This window comes from Sporosarcina sp. NCCP-2716, from assembly GCF_023707985.1.
GTDB lineage: Bacteria > Bacillota > Bacilli > Bacillales_A > Planococcaceae > Sporosarcina.
The window spans coordinates 166,189-193,034 of the sequence record NZ_BRCF01000004.1; the positions used below are offsets into that span (position 1 = coordinate 166,189).

23 protein-coding genes are annotated in these 26,846 nt (G+C 57.5%); 22 read left to right on the forward strand and 1 reads right to left on the reverse strand.

From position 1 onward, the window contains the following. Positions 1-9 precede the first annotated feature (9 nt). From NFU03_RS08130 to NFU03_RS08180, 11 genes are all read left to right on the forward strand, one after another. Positions 10-603 carry a cob(I)yrinic acid a,c-diamide adenosyltransferase gene (locus tag NFU03_RS08130; protein ID WP_251637717.1) on the forward strand — a complete coding sequence of 198 codons (594 nt, stop codon included), beginning with the start codon at positions 10-12 and terminating at the stop codon, positions 601-603. Beyond that, on the forward strand, positions 600-1,298 hold the full coding sequence (locus NFU03_RS08135) for an alpha-ribazole-5-phosphate synthase (RefSeq protein ID WP_251637718.1): 699 nt from the start codon (positions 600-602) through the stop codon (positions 1,296-1,298). The genes NFU03_RS08130 and NFU03_RS08135 overlap by 4 nt, the downstream gene beginning before the upstream one ends. A 620-nt stretch (positions 1,299-1,918) precedes the next feature. After that, positions 1,919-4,069: a (Fe-S)-binding protein gene (locus NFU03_RS08140; RefSeq protein WP_251637719.1), complete on the forward strand. Its 2,151-nt coding sequence runs from the start codon at positions 1,919-1,921 to the stop codon at positions 4,067-4,069. Between the two features lie 193 nt (positions 4,070-4,262). Beyond that, positions 4,263-5,459: an acetyl-CoA C-acetyltransferase gene (locus tag NFU03_RS08145; RefSeq protein WP_251637720.1), complete on the forward strand. Its 1,197-nt coding sequence runs from the start codon at positions 4,263-4,265 to the stop codon at positions 5,457-5,459. Between the two features lie 309 nt (positions 5,460-5,768). Beyond that, positions 5,769-6,620: a 3-hydroxybutyryl-CoA dehydrogenase gene (locus NFU03_RS08150; RefSeq protein ID WP_251637721.1), complete on the forward strand. Its 852-nt coding sequence runs from the start codon at positions 5,769-5,771 to the stop codon at positions 6,618-6,620. A gap of 13 nt (positions 6,621-6,633) precedes the next feature. Further along, positions 6,634-7,770, forward strand: coding sequence for an acyl-CoA dehydrogenase (locus NFU03_RS08155; protein ID WP_251637722.1), 1,137 nt, complete (start codon positions 6,634-6,636; stop codon positions 7,768-7,770). Positions 7,771-8,035: 265 nt separating this feature from the next. Further along, positions 8,036-9,175 carry an acyl-CoA dehydrogenase gene (locus NFU03_RS08160; protein ID WP_251637723.1) on the forward strand — a complete coding sequence of 380 codons (1,140 nt, stop codon included), beginning with the start codon at positions 8,036-8,038 and terminating at the stop codon, positions 9,173-9,175. A gap of 16 nt (positions 9,176-9,191) precedes the next feature. Then, on the forward strand, positions 9,192-9,824 hold the full coding sequence (locus NFU03_RS08165; RefSeq protein ID WP_251637724.1) for a TetR/AcrR family transcriptional regulator: 633 nt from the start codon (positions 9,192-9,194) through the stop codon (positions 9,822-9,824). Between the two features lie 31 nt (positions 9,825-9,855). Continuing rightward, positions 9,856-13,125 (forward strand): fused isobutyryl-CoA mutase/GTPase IcmF, encoded by a 3,270-nt coding sequence (gene icmF, locus NFU03_RS08170; protein ID WP_251637725.1) that lies wholly within the window; start codon positions 9,856-9,858, stop codon positions 13,123-13,125. Between the two features lie 352 nt (positions 13,126-13,477). Then, positions 13,478-14,032 (forward strand): DNA-directed RNA polymerase subunit delta, encoded by a 555-nt coding sequence (rpoE, locus tag NFU03_RS08175; RefSeq protein ID WP_251637726.1) that lies wholly within the window; start codon positions 13,478-13,480, stop codon positions 14,030-14,032. 179 nt (positions 14,033-14,211) lie between these two features. After that, positions 14,212-15,813, forward strand: a complete 1,602-nt coding sequence (locus NFU03_RS08180) for a CTP synthase (protein ID WP_251637727.1) — start codon at positions 14,212-14,214, stop codon at positions 15,811-15,813. A 331-nt stretch (positions 15,814-16,144) separates the two neighbouring features. Here NFU03_RS08180 and NFU03_RS08185 read toward each other — a convergent pair whose 3' ends face one another. Next, complete coding sequence (locus NFU03_RS08185) at positions 16,145-16,660, reverse strand: DUF2529 family protein (protein WP_251637728.1); 516 nt, start codon at positions 16,658-16,660, stop codon at positions 16,145-16,147. Positions 16,661-16,799: 139 nt separating this feature from the next. On the opposite strand from NFU03_RS08185, the gene NFU03_RS08190 reads away from it, so the two are divergent. The 11 genes from NFU03_RS08190 to NFU03_RS08240 all read left to right on the forward strand — a co-directional run bounded on the left by NFU03_RS08190 (position 16,800) and on the right by NFU03_RS08240 (position 26,833). Continuing rightward, positions 16,800-17,171 carry a response regulator gene (locus tag NFU03_RS08190; RefSeq protein WP_251637729.1) on the forward strand — a complete coding sequence of 124 codons (372 nt, stop codon included), beginning with the start codon at positions 16,800-16,802 and terminating at the stop codon, positions 17,169-17,171. A 105-nt stretch (positions 17,172-17,276) separates the two neighbouring features. Further along, positions 17,277-18,134 carry a class II fructose-bisphosphate aldolase gene (locus NFU03_RS08195; protein WP_251637730.1) on the forward strand — a complete coding sequence of 286 codons (858 nt, stop codon included), beginning with the start codon at positions 17,277-17,279 and terminating at the stop codon, positions 18,132-18,134. Between the two features lie 114 nt (positions 18,135-18,248). Then, entirely contained in the window at positions 18,249-18,896 is a 648-nt protein-coding gene (gene fsa, locus NFU03_RS08200; RefSeq protein WP_251637731.1) for a fructose-6-phosphate aldolase, read from the forward strand. Positions 18,897-18,915: 19 nt separating this feature from the next. Beyond that, a complete protein-coding gene (locus tag NFU03_RS08205) occupies positions 18,916-20,199 on the forward strand; it encodes a UDP-N-acetylglucosamine 1-carboxyvinyltransferase (protein WP_251637732.1) in 1,284 nt (427 codons plus the stop codon). Positions 20,200-20,298: 99 nt separating this feature from the next. Then, positions 20,299-21,264 carry a class II fructose-bisphosphatase gene (gene glpX / locus NFU03_RS08210; RefSeq protein WP_251637733.1) on the forward strand — a complete coding sequence of 322 codons (966 nt, stop codon included), beginning with the start codon at positions 20,299-20,301 and terminating at the stop codon, positions 21,262-21,264. A 128-nt stretch (positions 21,265-21,392) separates the two neighbouring features. Then, entirely contained in the window at positions 21,393-22,676 is a 1,284-nt protein-coding gene (gene rho, locus NFU03_RS08215) for a transcription termination factor Rho (RefSeq protein ID WP_251637734.1), read from the forward strand. A 532-nt stretch (positions 22,677-23,208) separates the two neighbouring features. Beyond that, entirely contained in the window at positions 23,209-23,421 is a 213-nt protein-coding gene (gene rpmE, locus NFU03_RS08220; protein WP_251637735.1) for a 50S ribosomal protein L31, read from the forward strand. A gap of 110 nt (positions 23,422-23,531) precedes the next feature. Then, positions 23,532-24,134: a thymidine kinase gene (locus NFU03_RS08225; RefSeq protein WP_251637737.1), complete on the forward strand. Its 603-nt coding sequence runs from the start codon at positions 23,532-23,534 to the stop codon at positions 24,132-24,134. A 153-nt stretch (positions 24,135-24,287) separates the two neighbouring features. After that, positions 24,288-25,361, forward strand: coding sequence for a peptide chain release factor 1 (gene prfA / locus NFU03_RS08230; RefSeq protein WP_251637739.1), 1,074 nt, complete (start codon positions 24,288-24,290; stop codon positions 25,359-25,361). Further along, entirely contained in the window at positions 25,354-26,205 is an 852-nt protein-coding gene (gene prmC, locus NFU03_RS08235; RefSeq protein WP_251637740.1) for a peptide chain release factor N(5)-glutamine methyltransferase, read from the forward strand. Before prfA ends, prmC begins: the two co-directional genes overlap by 8 nt. A gap of 46 nt (positions 26,206-26,251) precedes the next feature. Beyond that, the gene (locus NFU03_RS08240) at positions 26,252-26,833 is read left to right on the forward strand and encodes a stage II sporulation protein R (protein WP_251637741.1); all 582 of its coding nucleotides are present in this window, start codon (positions 26,252-26,254) and stop codon (positions 26,831-26,833) included. Positions 26,834-26,846 lie beyond the last annotated feature (13 nt).

A 26,846-nucleotide genomic window follows, 5' to 3' on the forward strand; every position in this document is an offset into this window, starting at 1 on the left:
GGGTTACTTATGAAGATCTATACGAAAACCGGGGATAAAGGGCAGACGAGCCTCATCGGGGGACGCGTCGACAAAGACAGCCTGCGCGTGGAAGCGTACGGCACGATCGATGAACTGAATTCATTCATCGGCAAGGCAATGTCGGAACTCGACCCGGCGACATGCCGCGACATTTTCGACGACCTCGAAGCGGTCCAGAACGAACTGTTCGACGGCGGCGGCGACTTGGCGAACGTCATGAAAGAGCGCCATTACAAACTGTCCGACGAGCCGATCGAAGTGCTCGAGAAGCGGATCGACGAACTCATGGAAGAAGCGCCGCCTCTCGAGAAATTCATCCTGCCGGGCGGAACACCGGCCGCCGCCTCGCTTCATATATGCCGGACGGTCACACGCCGCGCGGAACGGGTCACCGTCACCCTCATGAAACAGGAGGACGACGTGCCGGGCGAAGTGCAGCGCTACTTGAACCGGCTGTCCGATTACCTGTTCGTCGCAGCGCGCATCGTCAACAAACGGGCGGGCGTGCCGGACAACGAATATGTCCGCAGTGCGAAAGTGTTCCGCACGGAGGACAAGAAGAAAGGCTCCGGCGGCGAGTGAGCAGCCCGCGGAACGCGCTCGAAATCGGCGGCCTGATCGTCACGACGGACAACTCCGGCGGCATAGGCGAGAAGCCGGACGATCTCGTGGCGGTCCCGGACCGCATCACCGCCCGGTTCGCCGCGCGCGTCTGCCTGCTTGAACAGTGGGCGGCGGGCGCCGAACCTGAAGCCGTCCTGCTGCACAATTTTAGCGGCGGGGCGAGCTGGGAGGCATACTGCACGGGAGTTCGTGACATTTTCGATGAAATCGGCGAACCGGCTCCGCCAATCAGCGGCAGCACGGAGACGAACATGGAGCTCCGCCAGTCAGCGCTCACGGTGACGTTCCTCGGCAGGGCGGCCGCATCGCCGTCCGGTTCATCCGGCGACTGGTTCACTTACGGCACGCCGCTCGTCGGCGAAGCTGTTCTGACGGAAGCGGCCGACATCGCGTCACTCGCCGTCCTGCAGGAAGTCCGGCGGCTGTGCATACCGATGCGCATCTGGCCCGTCGGATCCGCCGGCATCCTCGCCGAACTGATGATTGCGGACCCGGCCGCCGCTGCAAGAATCGCAGGCAGCCCGCTCGATCTGCACACTTCCGCCGGCCCGGCAACCGTCGTCCTGCTCCAGATTCCGGCAGCGGCCCAGCCCGCTGCCCGCAAATATTTCGGCCGCCAACTCCGCCCGCTCACCGTGCCGGCGGGGGAATGAGCGGCTTTTTTGAATCCGCGGGAAGTTCTCCGCACCTGCCACACTCCCAGTCCGCGCCAAGTCAGCACTCCGACAATTCAAGTTCTTCAGCTTGTGTGCTTTGCTGCGCAAAGCATTTCTGTGGGTCGGGAGGGCGCGTGGATCGCGCTCCGGGACGGGGGAGCGCTCATAAAACCGGGGAAACGCTCATAAATCGCGGAAAACGCTCATAAATCCGTGGAAACGCTCATAAATCCGTGGAAACGCTCATAAATCGTGAAAAACGCTCATAAATCCGTGGAAACGCTCATAAATCGCGGAAAACGCTCATAAATCCGTGGAAACGCTCATAATTCGCAGGAACCGCTCATAAATCTCGAATAACGCTCATAAATCACAAAAACCGCTCATAAACCCCGCCACTCCGCTCCTAAACCGCAGCAACCGCCCATACCCACGCATGCCCATCGCCGCCCACACAAAAATCCGCTCCACACCGCTCAGAATTCCCTGCGATTTCAAAATAGTCGTTGACTGAATGCTCATTCATATCTTAAACTAGTAACTAGCACATCGACAATCTGCCTAATTTCGTCTAGACTAGTAAGAACATTCATACCATACAAAAAGGGGAGGACATTATGACACCGTTACTGATCGCCAACTGGGTACTATTCCTGGCTGTTGTGGCGTATGGTCTTGCGCTATTCACATATGTCGTCAAAACACGCATCCAGTTCATCCGCCTCGGGCAAAAAGAGGAGTTCGACAACAACGTCCAGCGGCGCCTGAAAGAAGTTTGGGTCAACGTTTTCGGACAGAAAAAGTTATTGAAGGATAAGAAAAGCGGGGCCATCCACGTGATGTTCTTCTACGGATTCCTGCTCGTCCAGTTCGGTGCGATCGATCTCATCTGGAAAGGTCTGAAACCGGATTCACACCTGCCGTTCGGCCCGGTGTATCCGTTCTTCACATTCTTCCAGGAAATCGTCGTCGCCGTCATCCTCGTCGCGGTCGTCTGGGCATTCTACCGCCGCTATATGGAGAAGCTCGTCCGTCTGAAGCGCGGATGGAAATCGGGGCTCGTGCTCATCTTCATCGGCACGCTCATGGTCTCGACCCTCGTCGCGAACGGCATGAACATGATCTGGCAGGGCCACGAAACGACTTGGACAGAGCCGATGGCGTCGGGAATTGCAACCGTTTTCAGTTTCCTGCCGCCGACCGCCGCCGCTGCAATCTTCTTCGTCGCCTGGTGGGTCCACCTGCTGACATTGCTGACGTTCCTCGTCTACGTGCCACAGTCGAAACACGCGCACTTGATCGCCGGGCCGGTCAATACGTACATGATGCGCTTTGACCGCCGCGGGAAGCTTGCGCCGGTTGACTTCGCAGCCCTTGAAGAAGTGGAAGATGAAGACGAAATGCCGACACTCGGCGTTGGCAAGATCACCGACTTCACTCAGAAGCAGATGATCGATCTGTACGCCTGCGTCGAATGCGGACGCTGTACGAATATGTGTCCGGCGACCGGCACCGGCAAGATGCTGTCGCCGATGGACCTCATCACGAAACTGCGTGACAACCTGACGAACTACGGTGCGCTTACGACGAAACAGAAACCGTGGGTGCCTGCGCCGATGTTCAAGAACACGAAAGGCAACCAGATCGCACTCGCCGCAGGTCTTGAAGGCGCGTCAATGGACGACATCTACAACCCGTCCCTGATCGGCGACGTCATCACCGAAGAGGAAATCTGGGCATGCACGACGTGCCGGAACTGTGAAGACCAGTGTCCGGTCATGAACGAACACGTTGATAAAATCATCGACCTACGCCGTTATCTCGTCATGACGGAAGGTAAGATGGACGGGGATGCACAGCGCGCGATGACCAACATCGAACGCCAGGGCAATCCGTGGGGACTGAACCGGAAAGAGAAAGAGAACTGGCGGGATGCCCGTCCGGACCTTAAGATCCCGACGGTAAAAGAATTGAAGAAAGCGGACGAAGACTTCGAGTACCTTCTGTGGGTCGGCTCGATGGGCGCGTTTGACAACCGTTCGCAGAAGATCGCGCTGTCCTTCGCGCATTTATTGAACGAAGCGGGTGTATCCTTTGCAATCCTCGGCAACAAAGAGAAGAACTCAGGCGATACGCCGCGCCGTCTCGGCAACGAGTTTTTATTCCAAGAGCTTGCGACCGCCAACATCGCAGAATTCGAGAAAGCGGGCGTCAAAAAGATCGTCACAATCGACCCGCACGCCTTCAACATCTTCAAGAACGAATACCCGGACTTCGGTTTCGAAGCGGAAGTATTCCACCATACCGAACTGCTGAACAAGCTCGTGAAACAAGGGAAACTGGAGCCGAAACACGCAATCGACGAAACGATCACGTTCCACGATTCGTGCTATCTCGGCCGCTACAACGATGTATACGACGCACCGCGTGAAATACTCACAGCCATTCCGGGCGTCAACCTCGTTGAGATGAAGCGGAACCGCCAGGACGGCATGTGCTGTGGCGCCGGCGGAGGGCTCATGTGGATGGAAGAAGACGCAGGCCATCGCATCAATGTCGCCCGCACCGAGCAGGCAATGGAAGTGTCGCCGGGCATCATTTCATCCGGCTGCCCGTACTGCCTGACGATGCTGTCGGACGGCACGAAAGCGATCGAAGTCGAAGACCGTGTCGGCACGTACGACATCGCTGAACTGCTCGAACGCTCCGTATTCGGCGAAGAACAGAAGAGCGAAGCGGAGACCGAGCAGGAACCGGTCCTCCAGTAAGATAACATTTGCGAGTTTCCAAGACTTGTTTTACAATTAGGACAGTCGAACAGAACAGAATTGTTGAACAACAACAGGCCGGAGGGGGAGCAGCAGTGCTTCCCCTTTCTGCCGAATGAGTGTCGAGCGAGCGTTCAGTCGCTCGTTCATCCGGGAAATGAAAACGCTATCAAAACATTGGGGGATGAATGATATGACGAAAACAGTATTGATCGACGGCGCACGGACGCCTTTCGGAAAAATGGGCGGATCGCTGCAGTCGCTGACAGCGAGCGACCTCGGCGGAATCGCGATCGGGGAAGCACTGAAGCGTGCGGGCATCGCTGCTGAACAAGTAGATGAAGTCATCATGGGCACCGTTCTGCAGGGCGGCCAGGGTCAGATCCCGTCGCGCCAGGCAGCGGTCAAAGGCGGAATTCCGTGGAGCGTCAAGACGGAAACGGTCAACAAAGTATGCGCATCGGGCATGCGCAGCGTGACGCTCGCCGACCAGCTCATCCGCCTCGGAGACGAGGAAGTGATCGTCGCAGGCGGCATGGAATCGATGTCGAACGCGCCGTATTACTTGCCGAAAGCACGCCAAGGACTCCGTATGGGGGATGCGCAGCTCATCGACGGTATGATCCACGACGGCCTTTCCGATTCCTTCGCGCCGGGCCACGCACACATGGGGACGTTCGGAAACAAGACGGCCGATGAATTCAGCGTCACCCGCGAACGCCAGGACGAATGGGCGCTCCGCAGCCACGAGCGCGCAGTCAAAGCGATGGAGGACGGCATTTTCGCGGAAGAGATCGTCTCCGTTGAGATTCCGCAGCGCAAAGGCGATGCGGTTGTCGTGAACCAGGACGAAGCGCCGCGCAAGGAAACGTCACTCGATGTCCTCGCGAAACTGCGCCCGGCATTCGGCAAAGACGGCTCCGTCACGGCAGGCAACGCACCCGGCGTCAACGACGGCGCATGTGCGATGGTATTGATGAGCGACGAACGGGCGGCACACGAAGGCAAAGACGTCCTCGCGACAGTCATCGGCCACGCGGAAGTGGCGATCGAGCCGGAAAACTTCCCGCAGACGCCAGGCCTCGTCATCAACGAAATCCTGAAGAAAACCGGCAAGAGCGTCGAAGACATCGACCTGTTTGAGATCAATGAAGCCTTCGCGGTCGTCGCGCTCGCAAGCTCCGACATCGCGAAACTCGATCCCGAGAAAGTGAACGTCCACGGCGGCGCCGTCGCCCTCGGACACCCGATCGGAGCAAGCGGCGCCCGCATTATCCTGACATTGGCCTACGAACTGAAACGCCGCGGCGGCGGTATCGGAATCGCTGCGATCTGCTCCGGCGGCGGCCAGGGCGACGCCATCATGATCGAAGTGCCGAAACAGGGCTGACCTGGCGGAGCGTTTATGAGCGCTTTTTGAGACTTATGAGCGGTTCCGCGAGTTTATGAGCGTTTTTCAGGATTTATGAGCGCTTTCCGAGATTTATGAGCGTTTCCACGAGTTTATGAGCGTATCCGCGAGTTTATGAGCGTTTTTCAGGATTTATGAGCGCTTTCCGAGATTTATGAGCGATTCCGCGAGTTTATGAGCGTTTTCCGAGATTTATGAGCGATTCCGCGAGTTTATGAGCGTTTCCACAAATTTATGAGCGTTTCCCATGATTTATCAGCATTACCTAACCGGAAAGGATGACAATAGATGAACATTCAGAACGTAATGGTGATCGGCGCCGGCCAGATGGGCGGCGGCATCGCGCAAGTGTGCGCGCAGGCAGGTTTCACGGTGTACCTGAACGACGTCAAGGAAGAATCATACGCAAAAGGCATCGCCGTCATCGAGAAGAATCTGGCCCGCAGCGTCGAGAAAGGCCGTATGACCGAAGACGAGAAGACAGCGGTCCTCGGCCGGCTGACGAAATCACTCGACATCCAGGACGCCAAGCACGCCGACATCATCATCGAAGCGGCAGTCGAAAACATGGACATCAAGAAATCGATCTTCAAGCAGCTCGACGGCATCGCGCCGGCCCACGCCATCCTCGCGACGAATACCTCCTCGCTGCCGATCACCGAAATCGCGGCAGTCACGAAACGCCCTGAACAAGTCATCGGCATGCACTACATGAACCCCGTGCCGGTCATGAAACTCGTCGAGATCATCCGCGGCCTCGCGACTTCCGACGAAGTGTACCAGGCGGTCGAGGACATGACGAAAAAGTTGTCCAAAGTGCCGGTCGAAGTAAACGACTTCCCGGGATTCGTCGCAAACCGCGTCCTCATGCCGATGATCAACGAAGCGATCTTCACCCTGCAGGAAGGGGTCGCGACAAAGGAAGCGATCGACGAAGTGATGAAACTCGGCATGAACCATCCGATGGGACCGCTGCAACTCGCCGACTTCATCGGTCTCGACACGTGCCTGTACATCATGGAAACGCTGCAGGAAGGCTACGGCGATCCGAAATACCGTCCGGCCGCCCTGCTCCGTAAATACGTCAACGCCGGCTGGCTAGGCAAAAAATCTGGACGGGGCTTCTACTCGTACGAATAAAGGAGACAAAACAATGGATTTCCAGTTCACCGAAGAACAGCAGATGATGCGGAAACTCGTCAAAGACTTTGCCAAGGCCGAAATCGAGCCATTCATCCCGAACCTCGAGGCGGATGAATTCCCGACCGAAATCCTCAAGAAAATGGGCGAACTCGGTCTCATGGGTATCACGATGCCCGAACAATACGGCGGCGCCGGCATGGATTTCATCTCCTACATAAGCGCCATCCATGAGCTGTCCAAAGTGCACGCGACGGTCGGCGTCATCTTGTCCGTCCATACGTCCGTCGGTCAGAACCCGATCCTCTATTTCGGCACCGAAGAGCAGAAACAACGCTACTTGCCGAAGATGGCGGCGGGCGAATGGCTCGGCGCGTTCTGCCTGACCGAACCGTCCGCCGGCTCCGACGCCGGTTCATTGAAGACGCGCGCCGTCAAAAAAGACGGCGGCTACTCACTCAGTGGCTCGAAAGTGTTCATCACAAACGGAGGGGAAGCGGACGTCTACATCGTGTTTGCTGCCACCGACCCGTCGAAAGGGACGTACGGCATCTCGGCGTTCATCGTCGATGGCGACACGCCGGGCCTAATCATCGGGAAAAACGAAGAGAAGATGGGCATGCACGGCTCGCGTACGGTCCAGCTGACGTTCGAAGACATGTTCGTCCCGGATGAAAACCTGCTCGGCGCGGAAGGCGAAGGGTTCAAGATCGCCATGGCGAACCTCGACGTCGGCCGCATCGGCATCGCCGCCCAGGCGCTCGGCATCGCGGAAGCCGCCGTCGAAGCGGCCACGGATTACGCAAAGGAACGCGTCCAGTTCGGCAAACCGATCGCCGCCAACCAGGGCATCGGCTTCAAGCTCGCCGACATGGCGACCGCCGCAGAAGCCGCCCGACTGCTCGTCTACCGCGCCGCCCAGCTGCGCGCCGAAGGCAAATCATGCGCGAAGGAAGCGTCGATGGCGAAACTGTTCGCCTCCCAGGCCGCGATGGACAACGCCATCGAAGCCGTCCAGGTGTTCGGTGGCTACGGCTACACGAAAGACTATCCTGCCGAGCGCCTATTCCGCGACGCCAAAGTGACCCAGATCTACGAAGGTACAAGTGAAATCCAGCGCATCGTCATCTCCAAACACCTGACAAAATGATTTTGTTGAAATAAATTCCGGGGTGCCGTGAGCGCTCAAGGTTTAGCCGGAAACGCTCAAGCGCGCTATGAACCGCTCAAGCAACGACGCAAAACGCTCAAGCGCCAGCGTGAACCGCTCAAGCCCCGCGCCAAACGCTCAAGCGGCGGCACGAAGCGCTCAAGCCATCACAGCAAACGCTCAAGCACTGTCCAAAAGCGCTCAAAGCACCCAGAAACCACCCAAGCACCACCCACCAAACCCAACAAGAAAAGAGGAACCCACCATGAATTTCCAACTGTCCGAAGAACATGAAATGATCCGCAAGATGGTCCGCGACTTCGCAGTCAAAGACGTCGCACCGACAGCTGCGGAGCGCGATGAGGAGGAGCGCTTCGATTGCGAGCTGTTCGACAAGATGGCGGAGCTCGGCCTGACGGGCATCCCGTGGCCGGAAGAGTACGGCGGCATCGGCAGCGACTACCTCGCGTACGTCATCGCCGTGGAAGAACTGTCACGCGTCTGTGCGTCCACCGGCGTCACACTGTCCGCGCACACGTCACTCGCCGGCTGGCCGGTGTTCAAGTACGGTACGGAAGAGCAGAAGCAGAAGTACCTCCGTCCGATGGCAGAAGGGACGAAGATCGGCGCGTACGGCCTGACGGAACCGCAATCGGGCTCCGACGCGGGCGGCATGAAGACGACAGCGAAGCTTGACGGCGACGACTACGTGCTCAACGGCTCGAAGATCTTCATCACGAATGGCGGCATCGCGGATATCTACATCGTCTTCGCGGTGACGGATCCGGAATCGAAGCACAAAGGCACGACGGCGTTCATCGTCGAAAGCGACTTCCCGGGTTTCTCGGTCGGCAAGAAAGAGAAGAAACTCGGCATCCGCTCGTCACCGACGACGGAGATCATGTTCGACAACTGCCGCGTGCCGAAGGAGAACATGCTCGGCGAAGAGGGCGAAGGGTTCATCATCGCCATGAAAACACTCGACGGCGGCCGGAACGGCATTGCTGCACAGGCAGTCGGCATCGCGCAGGGTGCGCTTGACGCAGCGACCGGCTACGCGAAAGAGCGTGTCCAGTTCGGCAAGCCGATCGCAGCGAACCAGGGGATCGGCTTCAAGCTCGCCGACATGGCGACAGCGACGGAAGCTTCCCGCCTGCTGACATACCAGGCAGCTTGGCTCGAGTCGAACAACCTGCCGTACGGCAAAGCATCGGCGATGGCGAAACTGATGGCGGGCGATACGGCCATGAAAGTGACGACAGAAGCGGTGCAAGTGTACGGCGGTTACGGATATACGAAAGACTATCCGGTCGAGCGCTTCATGCGCGACGCGAAGATCACGCAAATCTATGAAGGAACACAGGAAGTTCAGCGGCTCGTCATCTCCCGCATGCTGACAAAGTAAAAAGGGGGAGCGTCCAATGGAACTGAAACACGAAGTGAAATCATCGGTCAAAGACGGCGAACTGATCGAAAAACGGCGCGACCAGATCATTGAAGGCGCCGTCCGGCTGTTCAAGGAGAAAGGCTTCCACCGGTCGACGACGCGGGAGATCGCGAAAGCGGCCGGCTTCAGCATCGGCACGCTGTACGAATACATCCGCACGAAAGAGGACGTGCTCTACCTCGTCTGCGACACGATCTACGACCAGGTGCAGAGCCGGCTGTCCGGCATTGCGGATGAAGAGGCGACGATCGACGGGCTGAAGCGGGCCATCGATGTCTACTACCGGCTCGTCGACGACTTGAATGACGAGTTCGTCGTCATGTATCAGGAGTCGAAATCGCTGCCGCCGAAAGCGCTGGAATACGTGCTCGAAAAGGAGCGTACGATGACCGGGCTGTTCGAGACGCTCGTCCGCGCCTGTGCAGACGCCGGCGAACTCCGGATTTCCGGCCCCGCGATCCCGCTCGCGGCGCACCATATCGTCATCCAGGGCCAGATGTGGGCATTCCGCAGATGGGCGGTGCAGAAGCTGTACACGCTCGACGAATACATCGGATTCCAGACGGAACAGCTGCTGAACGGCCTCGTCAAACCAGCAGGTGAATGAAGAAAATAGAAGCAAAAGGGGTGCACGACCAATGGCAACAGCAGAAACCCAGCAGGAAATCTACAAGCCGACCCATCACGTGCGTTTCGTGACGGCGTCGAGCCTGTTCGACGGACACGATGCGAGCATCAACATCATGCGCCGCATCCTCCAGTCGACCGGCGCGGAAGTGATCCACCTCGGGCATAACCGCTCCGTCGAGGAAGTCGTCAACGCGGCGATCCAGGAAGACGTCCAGGGCATCGCGATTTCATCCTACCAGGGGGGGCACGTCGAATACTTCAAATACATGCACGACCTCCTGAACGAGCGCGGCGCCGGCCATATTAAGATCTACGGCGGCGGCGGGGGAGTCATCATCCCGAAGGAAATCAAGGAACTGCACGACTACGGCATCGCCTGGATCTTCTCGCCGGAGGACGGCCGCAAGATGGGCCTCCAGGGGATGATCAACCGCATGGTCGAAGAATGTGACTACGCGACCGAAGTGAAGGACGAAATGGTGTATTTGGAAGAGGTCAGCACGGAGACACCTGAAAAGCTCGCGAACCTGATCACCTATGCAGAAGAGCATTTCGACGATGAAGACAAAAAAGCCGAAACGCTGCTGGCACGCGCGCGCGAGCTGTCGAAAGGCACGCCGATCCTCGGTATCACAGGCACAGGGGGTGCCGGGAAAAGTTCACTGACCGACGAACTCATCCGCCGGTTCCTGCACGAACTGCCCGATAAGAAAGTCGCCATCCTGTCGATCGACCCGACGAAACAGAAGACGGGCGGCGCGCTGCTCGGCGACCGGATCCGCATGAACGCCATCTTCAACAAGCGCGTCTTCATGCGCAGCCTCGCGACACGCGGCTCCCGGACGGAACTGTCGGGCGCGCTGAAAGACGTGCTCGATATCGTCAAGACGGCGGGCTACGACCTGATCATTGTCGAGACGAGCGGTATCGGACAGGGAGACGCGGAAATCGACGAAGTGTCCGACGTGTCGATGTACGTCATGACGAGCGAATTCGGAGCACCGACACAGCTCGAGAAGATCGACATGATCGACTTCGCCGACCTCGTCGCCATCAACAAGTTCGAGCGCAAAGGCTCGGAGGACGCGCTGTCGCAAGTGCAGAAACAGTACCAGCGCAGCCGCATGCTGTTCGACGAACCGACCGAATCGATGCCGGTGTACGGCACGATTGCGAGCCAGTTCAACGACAAAGGGACGAACACGCTGTTCGCCGCAATCGTCGACACGCTCAACCGCAAATGCGGAACGGACTGGACGACGTCGTATACCGAGTTCGTCAAAACACAGAAACAGAACGTCATCATTCCGAACGACCGCCTGCAGTACTTGCGCGAAATCTCGATGACCGTCCGCAGCTACCATAAGCACGCGGAACAGCAGGCGCACCTCGCGACCCGCCTGTACCAGCTCGAAGGGGCGATCGACGAAGTGCGCAAAAACGCACCTGATGATGCGCTCGTCGAGTCTCTCCAGTCGCTGCATGACAGTGTCCGGGACGAAATGACCGCGGAAACGCGCCGCATCCTCGACAACTGGAATTCGATGAAAGAGGCGTATTCCCAGGACGAATTCGTCACGAAGATCCGCGACAAGGAACTGCGCACGGCTCTCACGACGACGAGCCTGTCCGGATTGAAGATCCCGAAAGTCGCGCTGCCGAAATTCAAGGATTACGGCGAAATCGTCCGCTGGGTGTACAAGGAGAACGTCCCGGGCTCGTACCCATACACGGCAGGCGTCTTCCCGTTCAAACGCGAAGGCGAAGATCCGAAACGCCAGTTCGCCGGAGAAGGGACACCGGAACGGACGAACCGCCGTTTCCACTACTTGTCGAAAGACGACGATGCGAAACGGCTGTCCACCGCGTTCGACTCGGTGACGCTGTACGGCGAAGACCCTGACGAGCGGCCGGATATCTACGGCAAAGTCGGCGAGTCAGGCGTCAGCATCTGTACGCTGGAAGACATGAAGAAACTGTACGCCGGTTTTGACCTGTGCGCTCCGGCGACGTCCGTCTCGATGACGATCAACGGGCCTGCGCCGATCATCCTCGCGATGTTCATGAACACCGCGATCGACCAGCAAGTGAAAAAGCAGGAGGAAGAGCTCGGCCGCACGCTGACGGTCGACGAGTTCACCGAAGTGCGCGAGGCCACGCTGAAAGTCGTCCGCGGTACCGTGCAGGCTGACATCCTGAAAGAAGACCAGGGGCAGAACACGTGTATCTTCTCGACGGAATTCGCCCTCCGCATGATGGGTGATATCCAGCAGTACTTCATCAACAAAAAGGTCCGCAACTATTACTCCGTCTCGATTTCCGGCTACCATATCGCGGAAGCCGGCGCGAATCCGATCTCGCAGCTCGCGTTCACGCTCGCGAACGGCTTCACGTACGTCGAGTATTACTTGAGCCGCGGCATGGCGATCGACGACTTCGCACCGAATTTATCGTTCTTCTTCTCGAACGGGCTCGATCCGGAATATACCGTCATCGGCCGCGTCGCACGCCGCATCTGGGCAGTCGCAATGCGCGAGAAGTACGGCGCGAACGACCGCAGCCAGAAGCTGAAGTACCACGTCCAGACGTCGGGCCGCTCCCTGCACGCGCAGGAGATCGACTTCAACGACATCCGGACGACGCTGCAGGCGCTCATGGCGCTGCAGGACAATTGCAACTCGCTGCACACGAACGCCTACGACGAAGCGATCACGACGCCTACGGAAGAATCCGTCCGCCGCGCGATGGCGATCCAGATGATCATCACGAAGGAACACGGCCTGTCGAAGAACGAAAACCCGCTCCAGGGCTCGTTCATCGCAGAAGAACTGACGGACCTCGTCGAAGAGGCGGTGCTGCAGGAATTCGACCGGCTCAACGACCGCGGCGGCGTGCTCGGCTCCATGGAGACCCAGTACCAGCGCGGCAAGATCCAGGAAGAATCGATGCTGTATGAAATGAAGAAACACTCCGGCGAACTGCCGATCATCGGCGTCAACACGTACTTGAACCCGAATCCGCCGTCCGAAGAGGACATCGACAGCATGGAGCTCGCGCGTGCTACGAAGGAAGAGAAAGAGACGCAGATCACGAACCTGCGCGCCTTCCAGTCTGCCCACGCTTCCGAAACGGACGAAGCCCTTGCGAATTTGAAACAGGTGGCGATCACCGGCGGCAACATCTTCGAAGCGCTTATGGACACCGTCAAAGTCGCAAGCCTCGGCCAGATCACGAACGCCCTGTACGAAGTCGGCGGCCAATACCGGCGCAATATGTAACACGGAGCAGAGCGGGAATATTCCCGCTCTCTTTCCAATTGGCTGGGACCCCGGCGGGAAAAACGATTGACAGTGGATTTTATCCCCAAAACCCGAGTATACTATAAAGAATGGCCGAAATGAGGTGGGGAAGTTGAAGGTGGCTGTGCATCTTGTTATCATAATCTCACTAATCGTACTGACCTGGCTTCTCTACGGGCAAGGGCTCGGCGCAATCCCCTTCCTGCTCGCGGCCGCCTATCTGCTTGCGGTCACCTGGAAAGAGTTCAGGCGGTATCGCAGGAAAAGCAGGGTTTCGTAACATCCCCACCACCGATTACAGCAACGAAGTTAACGAAAGGGCGTGCATTCCATGGACTTGACTGCCATGACAAAAGAACAATTACTCGAAGAATCACTCATCGACATCACATTCGCTATTTTCGAAAAGAGCCGCAACCCGATCTCTTTCAATGACCTGCTGCACGAACTCCAGCAGCTCACCGGTCTGTCCGACAGCGAGATGAAGTCGCGTCTCCCGCAATTCTATACGGACCTCAACGTCGACGGCCGCTTCATGGCCATGAACGACGGCCGCTGGTCGCTGCGCGAATGGTATCCGGTCGATCAGATCGAAGAAGAGACGGCGCCTGTCGTCAAAACGCGCAAGAAGAAGAAAAAAGCGGCGGACGATGAAGACGAAGAAGTCGAAGAGGAAGATCTCGAAGACGTGGAATTCTTCGAGGAGGACTACGAAGAACTCGGTGACGAAGAGGAAGAGGACGACGACGAGGAAGAAGCCGATCCGGACGAAGACGAAATCGACGATCCCGCGGAAGGCCTTGAAATCATCCCTGATGAAGAAATCGATATCGATGAAGAAGAAGATGAGGAAGAAGAGGACGACGAGGAAGAAGAGGAAGTGTAATTCTTTCTTGACTTCAGGAGCCATCCGCTATACAATTCAATCGGGCTCCTTTTTAAAGGACAAACGAACGGATGTAAAAGCGCTCCTTCTGCAGATAACTCTGCGGCAGGGGCGTTTTTTCGTTTTACTTCGGTTCTGGCCAAGCTCTCCTGACTACAACATACTGGAGGAATTCAACCATGACGAAATATATATTCATCACTGGCGGTGTCGTTTCATCACTCGGGAAAGGCATCAACGCCGCATCACTCGGACGTTTGCTCAAAAATCGCGGCCTGCAGGTGACGATCCAGAAATTCGACCCATATATCAACATCGACCCGACGATGATGAGCCCGCTCCAGCACGGCGAAGTCTTTGTCACACAGGACGGCGCGGAAACCGATCTCGACGTCGGCCACTACGAGCGCTTCATCGACATCGACCTGAACCGATATTCCAACATCACGATGGGGAAAGTGTATTCCCTCGTCCTTCAGAAAGAGCGGAATGGTGAGTACAACGGCGCAACCGTCCAGGTCATCCCGCACATCACCAACGAAATCAAGACCCTCATCAAGCGCGCAGGACAGGAAATGCACGCGGATGTCGTCATCACGGAAATCGGCGGAAGCGTCGGCGATTTCGAATCGCTGCCATACCTCGAAGCGATCCGTCAGATGAAGACCGACCTCGGCAAAAACGACGTCATGTACATCCACAACACACTCGTGCCATATTTGAAAGCCGCCGGTGAGATGAAAACGAAACCGACCCAGCACAGCGTCAAGGAACTCCGCAGCCTCGGCATCCAGCCGAACATGATCGTGCTGCGCAGCGAATACGCGATCCCGCAGGAGATGAAAGACAAGATCGCCCTCTTCTGTAACATCAAGCCCGAAGAAGTCATTGAAGCGACCGACGCGGAAACTCTGTACGAAGTACCGCTCCGCCTGCACGAACAGCAGATGGATGACATCGTCGTCGACTATCTCGGCCTCGAAGCGGCGCAGCCGGATATGGAAGAGATCAAGGAACTCGTCAGCCGCGTGAAGAACCTGTCAAAAACCGTCCGTGTCGCCCTCGTCGGCAAATACGTCGAGCTGCAGGACGCCTACATCTCCCTCGTGGAAGCGCTGAACCACGCAGGCTACGCATTCGACACAGCAATCGACATCAAGTGGATCAATTCCGAAGAAGTGACAGCGGATAACGCAGCGGAACTGCTAGCGGACGTCGACGGCCTGCTCGTACCGGCTGGATTCGGTGAACGCGGCGTCGACGGCATGATCCATGCGATCGCTTATGCGCGCAAGGCCGGCCTTCCGTTCCTCGGAACGGGTCTCGGCATGCAGCTTGCGATGGTCGAATATGCCCGTGACGTGATGGGTCTCGGCAATGCACATTCCGTCGAATTCGATGCCCACACGCCGAACCCGATCTTCTTGCTGCACCCGGATTTCCGCAACGGCCGCGAAGACGAAAGTGCACTCCGTCTCGGAAACTATCCGTGCGAAGTGAAGGAAGGCTCCAAAGCCTATGAAGCGTACGGCAAGGAACTCGTCGAGGAGCGCCACCGCCACCGCTACGAATTCAACACGGCGTACCAGGACCGTTTCGAAGAAGCCGGCATGGCGATCTCCGGCATCAGCCCGGACGGACGCCTCGTCGAAATCATCGAACTGCCGGGCCATGATTTCTTCATCGGCTGCCAGTTCCACCCGGAATTCGTATCCCGTCCGACACGCCCGCAGCCGCTCATCAAAGCATTCCTCGAAGCTGCGCTCGCGCACCAGAAGTAAGATCGCCAAAAAACCCCTTTCCGGACGGAAAGGGGTTTTTGTGTGCGGCGGCAGCGGCGGGAACCGCTCGATTAACGCGGGTGACCGCTCGATTAGTGCGGCTGACCGCTCGATTCCCGCGGCTAACCGCTCGATTCCCGCGGCTAACCGCTCGATTGATGCGGCTAACCGCTCGATTCCCGCGGCTAACCGCTCGATTGATGCGGCTAACCGCTCGATTCCCGCGGCTAACCGCTCATTTAGCGCGTCTAACCGCTCAATTCCCGCAGCCACCCGCTCAATTCCAGCCGCCCGCGAACACACCGAATCACTCGCGGAATCCGACAGAACGTTACAAATCCATCAACATTTCATCATAAGAAAGTTTGACCGCCTCTGCGACAAACAACGCAGCGAACAAATACGGCAGCACGACGCGGTTACCCGTATCATCGGGCAGCAGCCCCTTCGTAATCCCAGTCGCTACGTAGACATCCGCGAGTTCCGACAATTCGTTCTCCGCGGAAGCCGGAACGTCGGCCACCACTGCGAACGCCGTGCCGTTTTCCGCAAGCGTCCGGGCGAGCCGCAGGACGTCTTCCTCTCCGGCATGACGGGCGAACAGCCAGACCCGGTCCATCGTCCCTGGTCGTTCATCTTCCGTCAGCGCAGCTGCACCGGCAAGCGGTTCGGCGCCTTCCAGCACATTCAGCACGGCTCCGCGCATCTCGCGCGTCCCGTGTACGAGCACCCTGCCTTCCCCGGCCGCTGCCTGCGCCAGCAGACGTGCCGTGTCTTCGATCGCCTCTTCCTGGCCGCCGGCAATCCGCTGCAGGACACCCGCCAGCTGAGTCGTCAGCATTTTCATAATTCCACCTCCATGGATACCAGTATAGAGAATAACAAAAGGTTTCGCAGGAAAGGAAGGGTTTTCCCTAACAATGTCAAATATAGATGTATCACGCATGTTTCAGACCGATACCGAAATTATAAAATTTCTTTGAGGAGTGAACGGATTGAAGAAGCTGTTGATCGCGGATGACCAAGCCGGCATACGGATGCTGCTCAGTGAAGTGTTCAAGAACGAAGGGTACGAAACAATCCTCGCATCCAACGGGGAAGAGGCTGTCCAAAAACTGCAGACGAGTAAACCGGACTGCATCCTGCTCGACATGAAGATGCCCGGACTGAACGGGGAAGAGATACTGCAGGAAATCAAAAGCCGCTGCCCGGACTTCCCGGTCATCCTGATGTCGGCATACGACAAAGCGGAAACGTCCGCGGCGGATTCCGACGTGCAGGCCGATCACTACTTCACGAAGCCATTCGACATCCACGATTTGCGGCGCACGATAAGCAAGCTGATGCAGGACTCCTGAAACCCTGTCCCCAAGTGGAAGTGGACGGTGATTTTTGGTATGATGGATGCGGTAAACAAATGACAACAGCACAATCCGGTCCATCACCTGAAGGAGGAACTATCCATGGCACTCGAGTCGATGAAAGAAATGATGATCAAGGGAAAAAGGGAAGGCTATGCAATCGGTCAATTCAACTTGAACAATCTTGAATATACACAGGCGATCCTGAAAGCGGCACAAGCTGAACAGTCACCTGTCATCCTCGGCGTCTCCGAAGGGGCAGCGCGCTACATGGGCGGTTTCACGACCGTCGTCAGCATGGTGAAAGGGCTCATCCATGACTACGGCATCACCGTCCCCGTCGCCATCCACCTCGACCACGGCTCAAGCTTCGATAAATGCAAGGAAGCGATCGACGCAGGCTTCACATCCGTCATGATCGACGCATCCGCGAAACCGATCGAGGAGAACATCGCGATCACGAAGCAGGTAGTCGACTATGCGCATCCGAAGAACGTCTCCGTCGAAGCGGAACTCGGTCTCGTCGGCGGCCAGGAAGACGATACGGTCGCGGAAGGCGTACTCTACGCGGATCCGGCGGAATGCAAACGGCTCGTCCAGGAAACGGGCATCGACTGCCTGGCTCCTGCCCTCGGTTCGGTCCACGGGCCGTACAAAGGGGAGCCGAACCTCGGATTCAAGGAAATGGAACAGATCTCGACTGAATCGGATCTGCCTCTCGTCCTTCATGGCGGTACCGGTATTCCGACGAAAGATATCCAGCGTGCCATTTCCCTAGGCACCTCGAAGATCAACGTCAATACAGAAAACCAGATCCAGGGTACGAAGAAAGTCCGCGAAGTGCTCGCGGCCGACCAGGACGTTTACGATCCGCGGAAATTCCTCGCACCGATGCGCGAAGCGATCCAGGAAACGGTCGTCGGCAAGATGCGCGAATTCGGCAGCTCGCAAAAAGCCTGACGATCGGCACCATCCGAAACAATATGAGCTGTACCCGCGAACTCAGGGAAGAGCCATCCCGCCAGGCCGGATGGCTCTCCTTTTTCGCGAATCCAAAGGAGGAATTGACGAATTATGAAATTTTTCATCGATACAGCAAACTTTGAAGAGATCAAAGAAGCACACAGCTGGGGCATCCTGTCCGGCGTGACAACGAACCCATCACTAGTCGCGAAGGAGAACATCTCGTTCCACGACCGTCTCAAAGAGATCACGGCACTCGTGCCCGGATCGGTCAGCGCGGAAGTCATCGCCCTCGACGCTGAAGGGATGATCAAAGAAGGACGCGAACTCGCAGCGATCGCTCCGAACATCACCGTCAAACTGCCGATGACGCCGGACGGCCTGAAAGCGTGCTCCGTCTTCGCATCCGAAGGCATCAAAACGAACGTCACGCTCATCTTCAGCGCCAATCAGGCACTCATGGCAGCCCGTGCGGGAGCTACATATGTGTCACCGTTCATCGGACGCCTCGACGACATCGGCCAGGACGGTCTGACACTCATCGAAACGATCGCGGACATCTTCACGATCCACAACATCGACACGGAAATCATCGCGGCCTCTATCCGAAGCCCGCAGCAGATCACGAATGGAGCCCTTGCCGGTGCGCACATCTCGACGGTGCCGTTCAAAGTGCTGCAGCAGCTGTTCAGCCACCCGCTGACGGAAAAAGGGATCGACCAATTCTTGAAAGACTGGGAAGCCCGCAGCAACAAGTGATCGCGTAAAGGAGACTGAAATGGAAGTATATAAAATACAAGGCGGCACTCCCCTTAAAGGCAGCATCAAAGTAAGCGGAGCGAAAAACAGCGCCGTAGCACTCATCCCGGCATCCATTCTCGCGGACACCCCCGTAACGATCGAAGGGCTCCCCGAGATTTCCGACGTCCATACACTGCAGGCGCTCCTCGAAGACATAGGCGGCACGGTCAGCTTCCGTGACGGCACGATGACGATCGACCCGTCCGACATGGTTTCCATGCCGCTGCCGAACGGCAACGTCAAGAAACTGCGGGCGTCGTATTACCTGATGGGGGCGATGCTCGGCAAGTTCAAAAAAGCCGTCATCGGACTGCCCGGCGGCTGCCACCTCGGACCGCGGCCGATCGACCAGCACATCAAAGGATTCGAAGCGCTCGGCGCCAAAGTGACGAACGAACACGGAGCGATCTATCTGCGTGCGGATGAACTGATAGGCGCGAAGATCTACCTCGACATCGTCAGCGTCGGCGCGACGATCAACATCATGCTCGCGGCCGTGCTTGCGAAAGGCCGCACGACGATCGAGAACGCGGCGAAAGAGCCGGAGATCATCGACGTCGCCACCCTGCTGTCCAACATGGGAGCGAACATCAAAGGGGCCGGAACGAACGTCATCCGGATCGACGGCGTGGAGAGCTTGAACGGTACGCGCCATACGATCATCCCGGATCGGATCGAAGCCGGGACGTTCATGATCATGGCGGCCGCTGCAGGGGACGGGATTACGATCGACAACGTCATCCCGCTCCACGTGGAAGCCGTCACGGCGAAGCTGCGGGAAATGGGGGTCACCGTGGAAGAGGGCGAAGAGCAGATCTTCATCCCGAAAACGGAGGCACTCCAGGCGGTCGATGTGAAAACGCTCGTCTATCCGGGATTCCCGACTGACCTGCAGCAGCCGTTCTGCGTCCTGTCCACCCAGGCGGAAGGGACGTCCATGCTGACGGATACGATCTATTCTGCACGATTCAAGCAGATCGACGAACTCCGCCGCATGAACGCCGACAGCAAAGTGGAAGGCCGCTCCGCGATCATCAACGGTCCGACACCGCTCCACGCGGCGAAAGTGAAGGCGAGCGACCTGCGCGCAGGCGCATCCCTCGTCATCGCCGGCCTGATCGCGGAAGGCGAGACGGAAATCCAGGGCATCTCCCATATCGAGCGCGGCTACGGCGGGCTGATCGGCAAACTGCGCGGACTCGGTGCCACCATCGAGAAAGTCGAAGTGCCGGAAGCCGACGGTGAGCCGGGCCAACCGTAAAAACAGTGCAGCGCGCGTTTTGACCTGTGCTATAATTGAGTGAACGAGCAACACGGGTACACAATCTGCAAGAGGCAGAAAACGGGAGGAATTCTAGAGATGGAACGCAGTTTATCGATGGAACTTGTACGTGTGACAGAAGCAGCGGCAGTGGCCGCATCGCATTGGATGGGACGAGGGCTCAAAAACGAAGCGGATGACGCGGCAACAACGGCTATGCGGACCGTTTTCGATACGATCCCGATGCAGGGCGTCGTCGTTATCGGCGAAGGCGAAATGGACGAAGCACCGATGCTCTATATCGGTGAAGAGCTCGGGACTGGCTCCGGACCTTTCGTCGACGTCGCAGTCGATCCGCTCGAAGGGACCAACATCGTCGCATCCGGCGGCTGGAATGCACTCGCAGTCCTCGCAATCGCGGACAAAGGAAATCTCCTGAATGCCCCGGATATGTATATGGACAAAATCGCGGTCGGCCCGGAATCGGTCGGCAAGATCGACATCAACGCTTCCGTAACGGACAACCTGATAGCTGTTGCAAAAGCGAAAAACAAGCAGCTCAACGAAGTGACGGCAACCGTTCTCAATCGTGAGAGACATCAGAAGATCATCGACGAAATCCGGGAAGCCGGCGCGCGCATCAAGCTCATCAACGACGGCGATGTCGCCGCAGCCATCAACACCGCGTTCGAAGGGACAGGCGTCGACATCCTGTTCGGTCTCGGTGGGGCACCGGAAGGCGTTATTGCAGCAGTCGGCCTGAAATGCCTCGGCGGCGAGATCCAGGGAAGACTGATCCCGATGAACGATGCAGAACGCGAACGGTGCGAAAAGATGGGCATCGATGTGGACAAAGTATTGTACATGGACGACCTCGTGAAAGGGGACGACGCCATCTTCGCCGCAACAGGCGTGACGGACGGCGAACTGCTCCGCGGTGTCCAGTTCACGGGCGGCCATACCAAGACGCATTCTCTCGTCATGCGTTCGAAGTCGGGCACGATCCGCTTCGTCGAGGGACGGCACAGCATGGACAAAAAACCTCACCTTGTGATGAAAGACTGAACGGCCTCAAAATAATTGCCCGGCACTCCTGCCGGGCGATTCTTCTGTACTTCGTACGCTCATTCTGATCAACCCCAACGAATTTTCATCCGAATCTAGTGACTATATGTTAAAGAGTGGTGCCGATAATGACAATGATTACACTGGCTGACTTGGAGAACATGACGCTCAAGGAGCTCTATGCGCTCGCCAAGGAATTCAAAATCAGCTATTACAGCAAGCTGACGAAAAAAGAACTGATCTTCTCCATCCTGAAATCGCGCGCCGAACAGGAAGGCTTCTTCTTCATGGAAGGGGTGCTCGAGATCATCCAGTCGGAAGGCTACGGTTTCCTCCGGCCGATCAACTACTCGTCCAGCTCCGAAGACATCTACATCTCTGCGTCCCAGATCCGCCGGTTCGACTTGCGGAACGGGGACAAAGTGACCGGCAAAGTCCGGCCGCCGAAAGAGAACGAACGCTACTACGGCCTCCTTCAAGTGGAAGCTGTCAATGGACAGAACCCGGAAGTCGCCCGCGAACGTGTCCACTTCCCGGCGCTGACACCGCTCTACCCGACACGGCACATCAAACTCGAAACCGAGCCGAGCAACCTGTCGACACGCATCATGGACCTTGTGTCCCCGGTCGGATTCGGCCAACGCGGACTCATCGTCGCACCGCCGAAAGCCGGGAAGACGATGCTGTTGAAGGAGATCGCGAACGCCATCACGACGAACCACCCGGAAGCGGAACTCATCGTCCTGCTCATCGACGAACGGCCCGAAGAAGTGACCGACATCGAACGGTCCGTCCAGGCCGACGTCGTCAGCTCGACGTTCGACGAAGTGCCTGAAAACCACGTCAAAGTCGCGGAACTCGTCCTCGAACGCGCCATGCGCCTCGTCGAACACAAACGCGACGTCGTCATCCTGATGGACTCGATCACCCGTCTCGCGCGCGCCTACAACCTGATCATCCCGCCGAGCGGCCGTACATTATCGGGCGGAATCGACCCGGCGGCGTTCCACCGGCCGAAACGGTTCTTCGGCGCAGCCCGGAACCTGGAAGAAGGCGGCAGCCTGACGATTCTCGCGACGGCGCTCGTCGACACCGGCTCCCGGATGGACGAAGTCATCTACGAGGAATTCAAAGGCACCGGTAACATGGAGCTCCATCTGGATCGCGCCCTCGCCGAACGGCGGATTTTCCCGGCGATCGACATACGGCGCTCCGGCACGCGGAAAGAGGAGCTGCTCGTGCCGAAAGACCAGCTCGAAAAACTGTGGGCAATCCGGAAGACATTCTCCGACGCCCCGGACTTCGCCGAGCGCTTCCTGAAGAAACTGCGCCAGACAAAATCGAACGCAGAGTTCTTCGAAAAGCTGAACGGCGACATGAAGCACCAGCGCAACGGCAAAGGCCTGTTGTGAGTTAGTAAAAGACTGCGGATTCCCGCAGTCTTTTTTTAGTGATGGATGGTCAAGGGCAGTTGGCGCGTGGAAGTGGGGGGTTTGGGGGTGGGGGAGCGTGCCGCGGACCGAGGGTCTGGCCGGCAGGGAGGCGGTTTATGAGCGGTATTTGGGAGTTATGAGCGCTTTTCAAGATTTATGAGCGCTTTCCGTGATTTATGAGCGCTTTTCGCCATTTATGAGCGTTTTTCAGGATTTATGAGCGTTTTCACAAATTTATGAGCGTTTCCCACCATTTATGATCGCCTTCCACATTTTACGATCACTCCGCCCCTCCGTGAAAAAAACTATCCACCACCCTCCATTTTACAAACAAAAATCTTGCACAGTCCGTCCGTTTTTGTTAAGATTAACTCATATGGTTCACACCATATCTGCATATACGGCTGACATATACGGGCCGTGTAAGGCATCAGTCTTCTACTGGGAAGGCGTGAGCCGACCAGAATAACAACTCTGTTCCAGATGGTTCAGGGCGAGAGGAGAGAGACCGATGAAAGCAGGAATTCATCCAGATTACAAACTTGCAACTGTTTCTTGTTCATGTGGCAACACATTCGAAACAGGTTCTGTCAAAGAAGACATTAAAGTGGAAGTTTGTTCAGAATGCCACCCATTCTACACTGGACGTCAGAAATTTGCTGCAGCGGACGGCCGTGTCGACCGCTTCAACAAAAAATATGGCATCAAAGAAGAAGGCAAGTAAGAACGGCTTCTCAAGTTCCCGTCCGGTGCATGGCGCCGGACGGGAATTTTATTTTATCCGCATCATTCATGCACTCCTTCCTATCTCTCATTCACGAAAGGGGATTCCTCATGTACGTATCCATGCAAGGCGGATGGATCGAAGTCATCTGCGGCAGCATGTTCTCCGGTAAATCGGAAGAACTCATCCGCCGGATCCGCCGTGCCCAATTCGCCAAACAGAACATCGCCGTCTTCAAGCCGGCGATCGACAACCGCTACAGCGAAGAGGCGGTCGTCAGCCATAACGGCACGACGCTGCTCGCGGTCCCGGTCGCCTCTGCGGCCGATATCCGTGCCGGCGTGACCGACGATTGCGACGTCATTGCCATCGACGAAGCCCAGTTTTTCGATGAAGGCATCGTCGACGCGGTCATGGAACTCGCCGACCACGGCTTCCGTGTCATCGTCGCCGGTCTCGACCAGGACTTCCGCGGTGAGCCGTTCGGTCCGATGCCGCGCCTCATGGCGGTTGCTGAAATGGTGACCAAGCTCCAGGCGGTCTGCACCGTCTGCGGTTCGCCGTCGAGCCGCACCCAGCGGCTCATCAACGGCAAACCCGCCGGTGTCGACGATCCGATCATCCTCGTCGGTGCATCGGAAGCGTACGAACCGCGGTGCCGCATGCATCACGACGTGCCAACAGGTGTCTCCATCGAGATCCCCGCAGAATAACGACACCACGAAGAGACAGGCTGCCCGGCAGACTGTCTCTTTGTGCACGCGGACCGGCAGTGGGACCATACGCCGTGCCGAAATCCAAGCACGGATGGAGATGGACCCTTCCGGCCAGACCCAACCAACCAAACTAACCCGAGGTGACCTGCTATGTATGATCGGCTCCAAGCTGTCGAAGACCGTTACGAAAAACTGAACGAACTGCTGAGTGATCCTGACGTCGTCAGCGACTTGGACAAACTCCGCACGTACTCGAAAGAGCAGTCCGACATCCAGGAGACCGTCGATGCGTACCGTGAGTACAAACAAGCCCGCTCGGCGGTCGCGGACGCGAAGGAAATGCTCGACGAAGCGGACGGCGAAATGGAAGACCTCATCAAAGCCGAACTGCATGAGCAGAAAACGAAGATCGACGTGCTCGAAGAGAAGCTCAAACTGCTGCTCGTGCCGAAAGACCCGAATGACAGCAAGAACGTCATCATGGAAATACGGGGAGCGGCAGGGGGCGACGAAGCTGCGCTGTTCGCCGCCAAACTGTACCGGATGTACAGCCGGTTCGCTGAACTGAACCACTGGAAGATCGACGTCATGGATTCCGCACCGACTGAACTCGGCGGCTTCAAGGAGATCATCTTCATGGTGAGCGGCGCCGGCGCCTATTCGAAACTGAAGTTCGAAAACGGCGCCCACCGCGTACAGCGCGTGCCGGAAACCGAATCGGGCGGCCGTATCCATACTTCGACCGCCACCGTCGCCGTTCTCCCGGAAGCGGAAGAAGTCGAGATCGTGCTGCACGACAAAGACATCCGGACCGACACGTTCGCGTCATCCGGTCCCGGCGGTCAGTCCGTCAACACGACGATGTCCGCCGTCCGGCTCACCCACCTGCCGACAGGCATCACCGTCTCCTGCCAGGATGAAAAATCGCAGATCAAAAACAAGGAAAAAGCGATGAAAGTACTGCGCGCCCGTGTCTACGACAAATTCCAATCGGAAGCCCAGGCGGAATACGATGAAAAACGGAAATCCGCCGTCGGCACCGGCGACCGGTCGGAACGGATCCGCACGTACAACTTCCCGCAAAACCGGGTCACCGACCACCGCATCGGGCTGACGATCCAGAAGCTCGACCAGGTGATCGAAGGGAAAATGGACGACGTCATCGACGCCCTCACGCTCGAAGACCAGGCGCGCCGGCTGGAAAGCATGGAATCCAATGACTGAACGGATCCACGAAGCGCTGCGCCGGCTGCAAAAACAGCTCGAAGCCCGCGGCCTGGATGCAAACGCTGCCGTCCTGCTTATGGAACACGTCACACGGAAATCCCGCGCCGCCCTGCTTGCGGACATGCGGGAACCGCTATCGGACAGCGAACTGCGGCAATTCGAAGAAGAGAGCGCCGAGCTGCTGACGGGACGCCCCGTCCAGCATATCATCGGCGAAGAATGGTTCTACGGCCGGCCGTTCATCGTCTCGGAAGACGTCCTCATTCCGCGGCCGGAAACGGAGGAGCTCGTCCAGCACGCGCTGCAGCGGGCGGACAGACTGTTCGGCCATGAACCGATCCGTTTGGCGGATATCGGAACGGGCAGCGGGGCGATCGCCGTCACGTTCAAACTCGAACGCCCGGATTCGGACGTCACGGCGACGGACATCAGCGCCGCTGCACTCACTGTCGCTGAAAGTAATGCCGGACGTCACGGCGCAGACGTCGGGTTCCGTCCCGGTGATCTCGCCGAGCCGCTCGCAGGAGAGACATTCGATATCATCCTGTCCAACCCGCCGTATATAAGCGAAAGCGACGCACCTGACATGTCGCCGACCGTCACCGGATTCGAACCGCACAGCGCGCTGTTCGCGCCGGAAGAAGGGCTCGTGCTGTACCGCAGACTTGCAGACTCGCTTCCAGGCGTGATCGAAAGCAGAGCGCTCATCGGCCTGGAGATCGGTCATCTGCAAGGGCCCGCCGTCCGCGATTTATTCCAAAAGGCGTTTCCTGATGCGGCAGTCGACATCGTCAAGGACATCAACGGCAAGGACAGAATGATATTTTGTGAGATTGTGTGAATAAATCCATACCCCCTTGTCCACAATGAGGTCAGGAGGGGATGACATGTTACAAGATTATCCACAGTTCACAGACTCGCAGATTGCACGCACTGATTCAACACATATATGGAAGAAACGGTTCATCACACTCGCGGAGTTCCTGCTCATCATAGTGATGCTGCAGGCGGTTCTCGCACTCTTCCAGACGCACGAAGCGGAAGAACCCGTCCGCTACCGGATCCTCGCACATTCCGATGCGCCTGCCGACCAGGCCGTCAAAGTGCGGATCCAGCAGCAAGTCGAACCGATGATCGCAAAAGCACTCGCAACCGCCGTCACGCCGGCCGAAATCGACGCGGCGCTCACCGGCCTTGAAGCCGAGATGCTCGCCGCGGCCCGCCAGCTGTCGCCGGACCGGACGATCACGCTCGAGCGGAAGAACGCCCTGTTCCCGGCGAAGCGGACAGGCCTCTGGATCAGCCCGCAGGATACGTACGATGCCTATGTGATGACGATCGGCAGCGGCAAGGGATCGAACTGGTGGTGCTCGGTCTTTCCGAAAGTCTGCTACGACGAAAAGGAGGAAGAGGATGAAGAACCGGTCAAGTTCTTCGTCTGGGAGTGGATAACTTCCATCTTCGCCTGAGAAAGTCCACTGA